Genomic DNA, 13,025 nt, shown 5'->3' on the forward strand with positions numbered 1-13,025 from the left:
TATGTCAAAACTATGGGGCGGAAGATTCACCAAGGAAACCGACAAGCTGGTTGAAGAGTTCACTGCCTCGATTACTTTCGACAAAGAGTTGGCTAGTGAAGACATCGAAGGCAGTATCGCACATGTGCAGATGCTCGGGGACTGCGGAATCATCGCCATTGAGGATGCAAATACAATCAAAGAGGGTCTATTGAAAATACAGCAAAAAATTAATAATGGAGATGTTGAATTTCTTGTGGAGCATGAAGATATTCACATGAATATCGAAAAGCTGCTGATAGATGAAATAGGAACTGTTGGAGGAAAGCTTCATACAGGAAGAAGCCGTAATGATCAGGTCGCGACAGATATGCATCTGTATCTTCGCAAGCAGACGAAATCGATCATCGGTCTTTTAAACGACGTGCAAAAAGCGATCATGGAACAGGCTAAGGCTAATATTGACACCATTTTGCCTGGCTATACCCACCTTCAGCGAGCACAGCCAGTTTCCTTTGCACATCATCTACTCGCTTATTTTTGGATGCTCGAGCGCGACAAGGAACGATTGCAAGACAGCTTGAAACGCATAAACTGGTCTCCGCTTGGTGCCGGCGCACTTGCTGGAACAACCTTTCCGATTGACAGACAGCAGACGGCAGAATTATTAGGGTTTGAAATGGTTTACCCGAACAGTATGGATGCAGTCAGCGACAGGGATTTTATCGTCGAGTTCCTTTCACACGCTTCTCTGATCATGACACATATCTCACGTCTATCAGAGGAACTTGTCATCTGGTCGAGCCAGGAATTTCAATTCATAGAACTAGACGATGCCTTTTGCACAGGATCTAGTATTATGCCTCAAAAGAAAAATCCTGATGTCCCGGAGCTTCTCCGTGCCAAAACCGGCAGAGTGTATGGAAATCTTGTCGGTCTGTTGACTGTGTTGAAGGGGCTGCCCCTTGCCTACAACAAAGACATGCAGGAAGACAAGGAAGGCATGTTTGATACCGTAGCAACTCTCGACGGCTCATTGCGCCTTCTCTCTCCGATGATCCGTACCATGACTGTCAACAAAGATAAGATGCACCAAGCTGTATCACAGGATTTCTCCAATGCAACAGATATTGCAGATTACCTTGTAACAAAAGGGCTACCATTTAGACAGGCACATGAAATAATCGGGAAAATTGTCCTGTATGCCATAAACAACCAAAAGTTCCTCTTAGGCTTGACCATCGAGGAATACAAACAATTTTCCCCGTTATTCAAAGAAGACATCTATGAAATCCTACAGCCCAAAAATGTAGTAGGCGCCAGAAACAGCCAAGGAGGCACAGGATTCCAACAAGTAAAAAACCAGCTAACCTTCGCAGAACAGTTTGTTGAATAATTGTTAGATTCATAGCTCATAGAATATCTTAAACTATATTTATTAAACTTTTTACTTTTAATAAGAAGGCTCTATTAATGTCTAGTGAAAATTTTTAAGAATCTAGCTGTTGATTGGAGCAATAGGCGAAGACTCCTGCGGGAGGAAGCGTTTAGTGGAGACCCCACAGGCGAAGCCGAGGAGGCTCCACAAACGCCCCGCGGAAAGCGCAGCCTAGTGCGGAAATCAACAGCGGTGTTTAACGGTGCCAACTTAATATTAGGAGATTTCTTTTATAAATAAGTAATCATTTCCACAGTAAAACGCTTACATTTTATTATTTCAAAAAACCTATTGACAGAAGCTTTTCAGCAACATATACTTGCTTTAATCTTTTAATAATTCAATAGTTTCAAAAATTACAACTCTTATCAAGAGTGGCAGAGGGACTGGCCCTATGACGCCCGGCAACCTTTCTAGAACGCTAGAAAAGGTGCTAATTCCAACAGAACTACGATGTTCTGGAAGATAAGAGAGGACGTTTTTTTGTATTCTCATCCTCTCTTGTTTTCAAGGGAGGATTTTTTGTTGCATTGGAACTTTGGAGGGAGGAATGAAATGATCAAAGTACAGGGTGCACCAGCCATCTATCAATCCGAGGTGGGAGTGCTTAGAAAACTTCCTGAATTTCTAGAGTTAAATGGGTTTCAAAGGGTCTTCATCGTACATGGCACAAAATCACTCCATGCCGTAAAATCGCATATTCCTGATTTCGGATGCCTACAAGTGCACTTTGAACATTACAGTGGTGAATGCTCTGATGAGGAAGTAAAACGGATTAGACAAATCGCAGAATCATGGGACGCGGACTTAATCATCGGGATTGGTGGAGGAAAAGTGTTAGATCTTTCTAAAGCGTTGGGCTACGAAATGCGAGTGGAAGTCGTCCTGGTTCCTACAGTCGCATCCACGTGTGCCGCTTGGACCCCACTTAGTGTTTTCTATTCGGAGAGTGGCCAGTTTGAACGGTACACCATTTTTCCTAAAAGCACGCTTATGGTCTTGGTGGAGCCTGAAATTTTGCTTAAAGCACCAATCCAGTTTTTCAAGGCTGGCATCGGCGATACACTTGCCAAATGGTATGAGGCGGATAGCCTAATTTACGATCTCGAAACCGTTCCGGTACCTGTACAAATAGGGCTGCAATCAGCCGGTCTTTGTAAAAACATTATATTGGAAGAGGGAATTCAAGCCCTCGCTGATATAGAAGGGGGAACGCTCACATCCAGTTTCCGAGCTGTCACCGACGCCATCCTTATGCTAGGTGGAATGGTGGGTGGCTATGCAGATCACTTTGGAAGGATAGCAGCCGCACATTCTGTACATAATGCATTGACGAAAATTCCCGCCACCCATCATCTTCTTCATGGAGAGAAAGTAGCATATGGAATACTCGTCCAATTGGCATTGGAAGGAAAAATAGAGGAAATCAACAGCCTGGCTTTATTTTATAAAAAAACAGGTCTTCCGATGAACCTCAATGATCTTGGCATTTCCATCAATGATAGACAGACTCTAGAAAAAATCGCCGATAATACCCTGCTTCCTTCAGAGTCGATCCACTTTATGAAAAGGAAATTTGAAGCATCAGATATTTTGGAAGCATTAGAAATAATCGAAAAAATAAATGGAAAAGGGAGAGAGTAGGATGAAGAAAACATTAGGATTTTTGGTGACAGCACTATTATTATTCGTTATTACTGCATGTGGGAGCAGTGAATCAGGGGGTAGTGAGGCACTGAGTGAAGATAAGCTGGTTGTCGGGGTTACAGCGGGACCTCACGAGCAGATATTGGAAAAAGTGAAGGAAGTCGCGGCAAAGGATGGATTGGAAATAGAAATCGAGGTTTTCACTGAATATGTAATGCCGAATGTCGCGTTGGACGAGGGTGACCTGGATGTAAACAGCTTCCAGCATAAGCCATATCTGGAGCAGTTCAAAAAGGACCGCGGATTGGATTTAACAGATGTAGCGACAACAGTTAACTTCCCGATGGGCATATATTCTACAAGCATCAAAGATATCAAAGATCTGAAAGATGGCGATAAGGTCGGTTTGCCAAATGACCCAACTAATGGGGCTCGTTCCTTGCAGTTGTTTGAATTGGCAGGTCTGATCAAACTAAAAGAAGGCGCTGGAGCAAATGCAACCTTGAAGGATATTGAGGAAAATGAAAAAAACCTGGAGTTCATTGAATTGGAGGCGTCACAGATTCCACGTCAACTCGAGGAACTGGCAGCTGCTGCAATCAACACAAACTTTGCGGTGGAGTTTGGATTTGTTCCAACTAAAGATTCAATTTTCATTGAACCGGGAGACTCTCCTTGGGTTAATACATTGGTCGTCCGCACGGAGAACAAGGATGATCCAGTATTGAAAAAGCTGATTAAAGCTTATCAATCAGATGAAGTGAAACAGTTTATCGATGAAACGTTTGAAGGATCTGTTGTTCCATCATGGTAAAAGCAAGACTTAGGAAAGCCGCCAATGGTGCGGCTTTCTACAATATTTATTCAGAAAATGGAGGGATACATAATGATTAGACTCGATAACATCTCCAAAAGCTTTGTCTCCAAGAAATCCAGCATCGAGGCATTGAAAAATGTTTCGTTGGAGGTGCAGCAAGGCGAGATTTTTGGTGTGATCGGCTACAGTGGAGCGGGAAAAAGCACCCTGATCCGTTGTGTCAATCTTCTGGAAAAACCTTCAAAAGGCAAGGTGTTTGTTGATGGGCTGGAATTAACTTCTCTTTCCTCGAAGAAGCTCTTAGCATCACGCCGCAAAATAGGAATGATCTTTCAGGGGTTCAATCTGCTAAAAACCGCTACAGTATATGAAAATATCGCCATACCTTTGCGGTTGACCGGTGTATCCAAAAAGGAGATAGCGAATAGAGTAGACAAATATCTGGGAATTGTCGGTCTATTGGACAAAAAAGACGCGTATCCAAGTCAGCTTTCAGGTGGGCAAAAGCAACGGGTAGCCATCGCAAGGGCACTTTCCAATGAACCGAGGGTTCTACTAAGCGATGAGGCAACAAGCGCATTGGACCCTGATACAACAGAGGCGATTCTGGATCTATTATTGAAGATAAATAAAGAACTAGGCATAACCATTCTCCTGATCACCCATGAAATGCATGTCATTCAAAAGGTCTGTGATCGTGTGGCGGTGATGGAAAATGGCGAAGTGGTCGAGCAGGGCCTTACCAAAGATGTATTTACATCGCCTGGACATCCTACAACGAAAAAGTTTGTTAATAGCATTTTCAATCACCAACTCACGCCTGAACTATTAGAGACTTTAGGGGATAATGGGGAAATCGTTTCTTTGAAATTTCTGGGGCATTCCTCCAAAGATCCTGCTTTAGCTGTGGTGAGCAAAAAATTCGATGTGTTTCCTAATATTTTGTCTGGAAACATTACACAGTTAAAGGAACATCCTTTTGGAAGTCTTCTCGTTCATATCAAAGGGGAAGAGTCAGAGGTTCAAAGGGCGATACAATACTTAAAAGATCAAAATATACAAGTGGAGGGAGCGGGCTATCATGTTAAACACAATAAGCGAATTTCATAGTGAGTGGGGAGATGCTGTCTGGCAAGCCGTTCTGGAAACTCTGCAGATGGTTGGAATCGCACTTTTCATTTCCGTACTGATCGGCCTTCCGCTTGGGATTCTACTTGTCTTGACAAGACCAGGAAAGAATTTGGATAACAAGTATGTCTACGGTCTTTTAAATATATTGATAAACGTAGTACGGTCCATCCCGTTCATCATCCTATTATTTTTTATTCTGCCTTTTACGAAACTTGTGGTAGGAACAACGATGGGTGTAGCAGGTGTGATGGTACCCCTCGTCGTATATACCGCTCCATACATTGCACGACTGATGGAGAACTCCCTGCTAGAAGTGGATAGAGGGGTTTTGGAAGCATATGAAGCAATGGGAATTAAAAGTAAAGATATCATCTGGAATGTCATGATACGAGAAGCAAGTCCTTCCATTGTACTCGGTTTAACGATTGCAACAATCGGGTTGATTGGAGCTACAGCGATGGCAGGTCTTGTTGGGGCTGGAGGACTTGGTGATCTCGGTTATCGATATGGTCATCTTCGCTATGTAGAAGAAGTGATGTATGTAACAGTCTTTCTTTTAATCATTTTGGTGCAAGGCATTCAGACTCTTGGAAATGTTGTTGCAAGAACGCTAAAAAAGGATTAGGGGTGAGGAAATGGCAGTGGACCTTTTGAAAAATCGGATAATTAAGTATGCAGAATGGGAACAGGAAGCTAAAAGACGAATGGAGCCTCACGCTTTTACTTATATCCAAAGTGGTGCAGGGCATGAGGAAACATTGAGTGCAAATGAAGAGGCTTTTCACAGGTGGAAAATAAGGCCAAGGTTTTTGAATGATGTCTCAGTAAGAGACCTGTCCATAACCCTTTTCGGAAAGAAACACCCCACTCCCTTCTATTTGGCTCCAATCGGGATGCAGGGGATCGCACATCCGGAAGGAGAAAAAGCAACTGCGAGAGCAGCCAAACAGTTGAACATTCCGTATATTGCAAGTTCCGTATCCACCTACTCCCTTGAGGAAATCGCACATGAATCAGGGGATAATACAAGGTGGTTTCAATTATATTGGAGCAGGGATTGGGAAATCACTGCAAGCTTCGTGAAACGGGCTGAACAGGCAGGATACGAGGCAATTGTCGTAACCTTGGACACGGCACTACTGGGATTCAGAAAAAGTGACTTGACTCATGGCTACTCACCATTGAAACTAGGGAAAGGGGCAGCTAACTATTTTTCCGATCCGGTTTTTCTATCACGATTACATGAAAGCCCTGAAGACAATTTGGAGGCGGCGTTAAAGGAACTTGTAAATGTCGTTTACGAACCAACTCTCTCCTGGGAGGACTTGAGTTTCCTGAGAAAACAAACGAATCTACCCATTATTTTAAAGGGTATCCTACATCCTGAAGATGCCAGACTTGCCCTTGAATATGGGATGGACGGTGTTATCGTTTCCAATCATGGGGGGCGACAATTGGATGGATGCATTGCGGCCTTGGATGTTTTGGAGGGAGTAGCAAATGCAATAAGGGGTAAAATCCCAGTCCTTTTCGACAGTGGAATCCGCAGAGGTCCTGATGTGATAAAGGCAATTGCACTTGGAGCAGACGCAGTCCTGGTAGGACGTCCATATATTTATGGGTTGGCAGCTGACGGGCAAAATGGTGTGGAACAGGTGCTTCAGAACCTACAGACAGATGCGGATGCAACCCTGGCCCTCAGTGGCTTGTCCTCCATTAATGACATAAAGCATGATATTTTAGTGAAAAATGGCTGAGTAATATTTGCAAAACTCAATTTACTCCTTCACAATAACAGTAGACCAATTTAGAAGGAGGCGTTTCCCATCAAACTACATAACAAAAAAATCATTCAACTCGTCAGTGACGATTTTGAAGATCTTGAACTTTGGTATCCGGTTCTGCGTCTGAGAGAGGAAGGAGCAACCGTAGTCATTGCTGGAGAAAAATCCAATGTAACATATATCGGGAAATATGGCGTCCCGATTGAATCGGATGTGTCATTCCATGACCTGGACCCAAATGAATACGACGCAATCTTGGTACCAGGAGGATGGTCGCCGGATAAAATAAGAAGGTATGATGATATTCTGTCGCTTATAAAAGTGATGAACGACCAGCAAAAACCGATCGGTCAAATTTGTCATGCAGGTTGGGTCCTGATCTCAGCGAAGATTCTCCAAGGTAAAAAAGTGACAAGTACACCCGGAATAAAAGATGACATGATCAATGCAGGGGCAACCTGGGTGAATGAACCGGTTGTAGTGGATGGCAACCTTATTTCCAGCCGCCGTCCGCCAGATCTACCTGATTATATGCGCGAGTTCATCAAGGTGTTAACCTAGGTAGTTTCCCGTTATGACGGGAGACTATCTTTTCTTCGTTTTTTCAAGTTAAGGGGGAAGTAGCATGAGTAATGTAAAAAGAGTAGGAATTGTAGGGCTTGGGGTAATCGGACAACGCTTAATTTCAGAATTTAAAAAGTCATCCTCCATTGAGATTGCGGGGATTTGTGATAGACATAAGGTATTGGCTGAACAAACATCCACTGAACTGGGTGGTGTTCCCTTTTATACTGATTTTAATGAACTTATAAAACAAGAGAATGTTGATTTTATTTATGTGGCAGTGCCACCTGCAATCCACTATAACGTAGTGATGGCAGCTTTCGGATATAATAAGCACGTTCTCTGTGAAAAGCCATTGGCAAATTCAGAGCAGGAAGGATTACAGATGCTAAAAGAGGCAGAGAAATCCGGGCTTATCCATGCGATGCATTTTCCTTTAGCATACCAAAAAGCCTTCTTTTTTATGAGAGAGCTTGTGGAGCAAGATTCTCTAGGGGATATCAGGCGCATTCACCTTAAGATGCATTTTCCAGAATGGCCAAGACCTTGGCAGCAAACTCCTTGGATCGGCAAAAGGGAACAGGGCGGATTTATCAGGGAGATTACGCCGCACTATCTGCAAATGATATTGTCCTTATTTGGACCGGTAAAAGAAGTGCAAAGTTCCGTTGAATTCCCTGCAGATGAAACAGCAAGTGAACTTGGCGTCATTGCGACAATCGAATTGGAAAGTGGAATAAAAGTATTGGTAGATGGCCTCGTAGGACAAGCTGAAAAGGAACATCTCTCCTTTTCCATACATGGCACAAAGCAATCCGTAGCGCTCGATGATTGGAGAATCGTAAAATCAGCTAAGATGGGAGAGGATTGGCAACCTGTTGATTTGAACGAAAAAAATCTCCCCCAATATACGCTGATAGAAGAACTGGCCAAAAAGCTTGATGGAGATGACGCCTATCTGGTTGGATTTGATGAAGGCTACGCTGTGCAACGAGTATTGGAAAAGATAATAGAGGGTTAAAGATAAGGGGCCAGACCCCCACTTCAACTTTAAGAGGGGGCCTGGCCCCTGTTTTCTCCTTTTTTCACGTTTATTACCAATAATACTTTTCCCATTAAAAGAAAAGCTATTATCGTAATAACTTTGGAAAAGGAGATGTCACATGAAAAAATTTGTTTATTTGGGTTCCGTACTCGCATTAACACTTTCCATGCTTGTTGCATGTGGAAACAACAATAATATGGGAAACAACGCAGCACCGGAAAACACTTCTTATAACAATGCATTGGACGATACAGTAAGAAATATAGGCAACAACGATAGACAAAGAGAGGGCATAAGCGGAGAGGTTCAAAAAATCAACCATGGATTTTTAACAATTGATCCAAACTCTTTCAGCACCAGCACTCCAAGCAACAAGTATCCGCACTCCCAAAAAGTGGAGCAGTATGGACAATTTGGAGTATATAAGTTCCAGCAAGAAGTACCTAAAGGTGAACAACCTAGAACACAACAAGAGCAGCCTGCACCAAGACAAGAGCAGCCTGCACCAAGACAAGGGCAACCCGCACCAAAACAGGGGCAGCCTGAGAACCAGCCTGCAGAACAGCCAGAGGGTGGACAAGATCAGGCTCCAGCAGCTGAATCCACTGAGGGCATTACAGAAACAGAGCAAAAAGTAATTGAATTGACAAATGCAGAGAGACGCAAAAACGGACTATCCGATCTTAAAGCTGATTCTGCCCTAAGTAATGTTGCAAGAGAGAAGTCCAAGGATATGAAAGCAAAGAATTACTTTTCACACACAAGCCCTACTTACGGTTCTCCCTTTGATATGATGAGGGATTTTGGAATTACTTATAATACAGCTGGTGAAAACATTGCAATGGGGCAACGAAGTCCTGAGGAAGTAGTACAGGCATGGATGAACTCCGAAGGTCATCGTAAAAACATTTTAAATGGAAATTTCACACACATCGGCGTAGGATATGTTGAAGATGGAAATTACTGGACACAAATGTTTATTGGAAAATAATATGTGATGGATAAAAAAGCAAATTTAATGCATGTTAAATTTGCTTTTTTTTATATAATAATCATTTATTAAAATAATATTTCAAATAAAGGTTTAACGCTTTTCCACTTTCGGGAATGTATCTTATAAAAACAATGGATATTGAACGGGGGATTTTTAAAGTGACAATCGAAATGGAAGCTACGCGCAAAAATTTAGACTTAAAATGTAACAGTGAATATGAAAGATTGGAAAAGGTTTTGGTATGTCCACCTACATTCATGAGCATCAGCGAGATTATCAATGAAACACAAAAACATTATGCCGAAGACAATATCGATGAAAGTCTCGCCTCCAAACAGCATCGGAATTTTGTTGCAAAAATGAAAGAAGCAGGAATTGAAGTAATTAGTCTGGAAGCGTTGGAACAATTTCCTGAACAGGTGTTTACACGTGATATTGGATTTACACTTGGAGATAAGATCTTTGTTTCCAATATGGGCAGTGAAGTCAGACATGGCGAAGAACAGCTTTTCAAGAATTGGCTTGATGAGCAAGGCGCTTCCTATCTATCAATAACAGACAACAGTATTGAAGGAGGAGATGTGATTGTAGACCGTGATGTCATTTTTCTGGGAATAAGCGGTCGGACTTCAAGCGAGGGCATACATAAGCTTGCTGAGGCGATGCCGGGGTTGACTGTACAAGAAATCCCGATAGATAAATCTTATCTGCATTTGGACTGTGTATTTAACGTCCTTTCTCCGACAGAGGCACTTGTTTTTTCTCCTGCTCTGAGAAAAGAGGAACTGGATTTTCTGGCTACGCGTTATGATCTGATCGAGGTTACGAAAGAGGAGCAGTTCACCATGGGAACCAACGTTCTTTCCATTGGGAATAAAAAGGTGATCAGTCTTCCTTGCAATAAAAAAGTGAACAAAGATATGCGGGACAGAGGATATGATGTGATAGAGGTGGATATATCAGAAATCATCAAATCCGGTGGTTCATTCCGCTGTTGTACATTACCTGTAAAGCGTTCCGATAGATAACAAATACAAAGAAGGAAGTGGGAGAGCATGGGAAGGGCTATCAGATTCGGTAAAAGACTAGGGAAGGAAATGAAGGATGATCGGGCAACAGGACTTGCAGCAGAACAAGCGTACTATTATATGCTTGCTATTTTCCCGTTGTTGATATTAACACTTTCCATCCTTCCTTATCTGTCCATCGATCCCGTAAAAGCAATCGAATTTCTAAATACAATCATGCCACAGCAGACAGTGGAGCTGATTGAGGACAGCATATACGAATTTATCAGTAAGCCTAATGGGGGACTGCTCACTTTCGGTATCCTAGGAACGATTTGGTCCGCCTCCAATGGCATGAACGCATTTATTAAGGCAATGAATGAAGCATTCAATGCACAGGAAACCAGATCATTTATTATAGTCAGACTGTTATCCATCGGTCTTACAATTGGATTGATTTTTGCTTTTTTGATTGCATTTTTTCTGCCGATATTTGGTGGTGTGATTATCAGTAACCTGGAGAAATTCATTTACATACCAGGTGGAACTTCTGTGCTTCTGAATGTCCTGCGTTTCATCATTGCATTTGTTGTCATTTTTGCCATTATTACCATACTTTATCGAGTTGCACCGAATGTGGATAAAACCTTCAAGGAAGTCATCCCAGGTTCTCTTGTAGCAACCATCATATGGCAGCTTATCTCCCTGGGATTCTCTTTCTATGTTAGCAACTTCGGAAATTATTCCTCCACTTACGGAAGCTTGGGCGGAGTGATTGTGCTTATGCTATGGCTGTTCCTGACTGGCCTTGCATTGGTCATCGGAGGAGAAATCAACGCCATCTATCATAAAGATAATATAAGAACGAATAAAATATATCATGATGAAGAATTTACAGCATTATAAAAAACCGCGGAAGCTTCAATGAGCTTCCGCGTTTTTTTATGATTCACGGTCTACATCTCTCTGGGATAATTAGCCGTTTTTTGATTTGCACTTGTTTTCAACAATGTATCAGGAATTCGTTTGAACTCATTGATTGTAAAGGTGAAAACAGATTTTTTCCAATCGAGATCATTTTTTATTTCACCTTTTTTATTTTTCATTTTTTCGTTTTGGGCATTTATAGCTTCCTTTTCCTCTTGGAGTCTCATCTGAATTCTTTCAATGGAGTCGAATGTCGGCTTTGTCTCTCTGCGAAATGAAATTACCGAGACGACGAATACAATTATTGAGATAAGGAAGATACCACCACTAATGTACAGAAAAATAAACATACTATCCCTCCAAATTTTTCTCTTTCTTATCTATCTACCCAAATAAAAAAACCAGCTAACCTTAGCCGGTTCTCATGGTGTGCTTAAGATAAATGGAGGTTACAAACTGTTTTTATTGAGGGCTGCAATCGGAAGGGGACCGCTATGATTTTAGTCATCTGTTTACACCTGAAAAGGATAGATTAGAGTTGTTTTATTTCTTCCTCAAAGTAGAAAGTTTTAGGATACTCTTTTAATGTGTAGGAATATCTCTTTAGATTCGGAACGTAGTTGAACTTGCTGATGGTTACTTCCTCGCCTGTGCTTTTTAAAACAACCTTTTCGTTGTCTTGAAATTTATTTTTTAGTTTCAATATTTGTTCCTTCTTCCATTGTGAAGTTTTAATCATTCATTCATTATCTCATATATTCTTCATTATGCCCATGAAAAGCGTAAATATATTTTCGACAGACCTTATTCTTCCCACATAAAAAATATAATTGTGGTAGTAATTGGCATTTAGGGGTATACTAGAGGAAGAAGGTAACTTCCTTTGGTATCCTGGTGTACAGACTCACCGTCTAAAGGTGTGAAACCGACATACAGAAAGGATGACCAAATATGTCAGTAACACTTTATCAAGCAAGAGCTGGAGACGGCATAAAAAAGCGTGGGCTGAAAAGAGCGGATACATTTTTCCGAACGCCTGCTGAAGCAGTATCAGAAGCATTAGCATTAAAGGAAAGAATGGATAGTACCTATAAAAATGAAATTGATTGGGATTACAAGGCGATGCTGAAAGGATCCACAAGCAAGTTGAAAATCCTCAAAGGCTACCTTGGGGGCGATAAAGCTTCAAACCCGTTTTATCTGGAAATCAGTGCAACAGAAAATGTGAAAGCTGAACCAGTTTCACCAATTAAGCCGAAAAACGTATCAAAAGAGGACAAAAAAGTCGAGAAAACAGTAGTGAGGTTTTATAAATAGAAGGAAGAGTGTCCGATTTCTTATTAATAAGAGATCTGGCACTTTTTTGTATCGAGAAGGAGAACAGAATGAGAGATAAAGTGTTGGAGAGCTTGAAGCAGGCACTCGAAGATTGGAAAATGATGCAACAGACAGAGGGGGAGGAAGGCGCAGATTGGGCGGATAAATTCGAACGTGATTTCTATCTGTTCATTGATAAGTTTGAAGAATGGTATACTACACTTCCGAAAAGGCCAATATTGCAGGAAGAGGCGGAATCCTTGGATCTAGTGATCACCATTCAAGATCTGCTTCCTGGACCGCTAGTGTTGAACTTTCTGAACGAGCTGGAGCGGATTGTGGACGGGGAAACCACCAAATGGTTTGATTAGGTGT

The 13,025-nt window shown here is 41.8% G+C and carries 15 protein-coding genes and 1 riboswitch; of the genes, 13 read left to right on the plus strand and 2 right to left on the minus strand.

What is annotated here, in order from left to right; all coding sequences use genetic code 11:
- The first annotated feature begins 1 nt into the window (after nt 1).
- From argH to ACQCT5_RS17780, 11 genes are all read left to right on the plus strand, one after another.
- A complete protein-coding gene (gene argH / locus ACQCT5_RS17730) occupies nt 2-1,375 on the plus strand; it encodes an argininosuccinate lyase (protein ID WP_499643709.1) in 1,374 nt (457 codons plus the stop codon).
- Between the two features lie 404 nt (nt 1,376-1,779).
- Nucleotides 1,780-1,889, plus strand: a riboswitch (SAM riboswitch).
- A gap of 83 nt (nt 1,890-1,972) precedes the next feature.
- Nucleotides 1,973-3,061, plus strand: coding sequence for an iron-containing alcohol dehydrogenase family protein (locus ACQCT5_RS17735; protein ID WP_499643711.1), 1,089 nt, complete (start codon nt 1,973-1,975; stop codon nt 3,059-3,061).
- Nucleotide 3,062: 1 nt separating this feature from the next.
- Nucleotides 3,063-3,878, plus strand: a complete 816-nt coding sequence (locus ACQCT5_RS17740; protein WP_499643714.1) for a MetQ/NlpA family ABC transporter substrate-binding protein — start codon at nt 3,063-3,065, stop codon at nt 3,876-3,878.
- A gap of 72 nt (nt 3,879-3,950) precedes the next feature.
- On the plus strand, nt 3,951-4,991 hold the full coding sequence (locus tag ACQCT5_RS17745; protein ID WP_499643716.1) for a methionine ABC transporter ATP-binding protein: 1,041 nt from the start codon (nt 3,951-3,953) through the stop codon (nt 4,989-4,991).
- Nucleotides 4,963-5,637, plus strand: coding sequence for a methionine ABC transporter permease (locus ACQCT5_RS17750; protein WP_499643718.1), 675 nt, complete (start codon nt 4,963-4,965; stop codon nt 5,635-5,637). The genes ACQCT5_RS17745 and ACQCT5_RS17750 overlap by 29 nt, the downstream gene beginning before the upstream one ends.
- Before the next feature lie 10 nt (nt 5,638-5,647).
- Nucleotides 5,648-6,769 carry an alpha-hydroxy-acid oxidizing protein gene (locus ACQCT5_RS17755; RefSeq protein WP_499643720.1) on the plus strand — a complete coding sequence of 374 codons (1,122 nt, stop codon included), beginning with the start codon at nt 5,648-5,650 and terminating at the stop codon, nt 6,767-6,769.
- A 69-nt stretch (nt 6,770-6,838) separates the two neighbouring features.
- On the plus strand, nt 6,839-7,357 hold the full coding sequence (locus tag ACQCT5_RS17760; RefSeq protein ID WP_499643789.1) for a type 1 glutamine amidotransferase domain-containing protein: 519 nt from the start codon (nt 6,839-6,841) through the stop codon (nt 7,355-7,357).
- Between the two features lie 64 nt (nt 7,358-7,421).
- Complete coding sequence (locus ACQCT5_RS17765) at nt 7,422-8,381, plus strand: Gfo/Idh/MocA family protein (protein ID WP_499643722.1); 960 nt, start codon at nt 7,422-7,424, stop codon at nt 8,379-8,381.
- A 142-nt stretch (nt 8,382-8,523) separates the two neighbouring features.
- Nucleotides 8,524-9,396, plus strand: a complete 873-nt coding sequence (locus ACQCT5_RS17770) for a CAP domain-containing protein (protein ID WP_499643725.1) — start codon at nt 8,524-8,526, stop codon at nt 9,394-9,396.
- Nucleotides 9,397-9,569: 173 nt separating this feature from the next.
- Nucleotides 9,570-10,427, plus strand: a complete 858-nt coding sequence (locus ACQCT5_RS17775; protein WP_499643791.1) for a dimethylarginine dimethylaminohydrolase family protein — start codon at nt 9,570-9,572, stop codon at nt 10,425-10,427.
- A 27-nt stretch (nt 10,428-10,454) separates the two neighbouring features.
- Nucleotides 10,455-11,312 (plus strand): YihY/virulence factor BrkB family protein, encoded by an 858-nt coding sequence (locus tag ACQCT5_RS17780; RefSeq protein WP_499643727.1) that lies wholly within the window; start codon nt 10,455-10,457, stop codon nt 11,310-11,312.
- Between the two features lie 50 nt (nt 11,313-11,362).
- Here ACQCT5_RS17780 and ACQCT5_RS17785 read toward each other — a convergent pair whose 3' ends face one another.
- A complete protein-coding gene (locus tag ACQCT5_RS17785; protein WP_499643729.1) occupies nt 11,363-11,683 on the minus strand; it encodes a hypothetical protein in 321 nt (106 codons plus the stop codon).
- Nucleotides 11,684-11,865: 182 nt separating this feature from the next.
- The gene (locus ACQCT5_RS17790; RefSeq protein WP_499643731.1) at nt 11,866-12,036 is read right to left on the minus strand and encodes a hypothetical protein; all 171 of its coding nucleotides are present in this window, start codon (nt 12,034-12,036) and stop codon (nt 11,866-11,868) included.
- A gap of 248 nt (nt 12,037-12,284) precedes the next feature.
- On the opposite strand from ACQCT5_RS17790, the gene ACQCT5_RS17795 reads away from it, so the two are divergent.
- Both ACQCT5_RS17795 and ACQCT5_RS17800 read left to right on the plus strand, forming a co-directional pair.
- On the plus strand, nt 12,285-12,650 hold the full coding sequence (locus tag ACQCT5_RS17795; RefSeq protein WP_499643733.1) for a hypothetical protein: 366 nt from the start codon (nt 12,285-12,287) through the stop codon (nt 12,648-12,650).
- A 68-nt stretch (nt 12,651-12,718) separates the two neighbouring features.
- Entirely contained in the window at nt 12,719-13,021 is a 303-nt protein-coding gene (locus ACQCT5_RS17800) for a hypothetical protein (RefSeq protein WP_499643735.1), read from the plus strand.
- The last annotated feature ends 4 nt before the right edge of the window (nt 13,022-13,025 follow it).

It is taken from the genome of Sutcliffiella halmapala (assembly GCF_050107295.1).
Lineage (GTDB): Bacteria > Bacillota > Bacilli > Bacillales > Bacillaceae_I > Sutcliffiella_A > Sutcliffiella_A halmapala_A.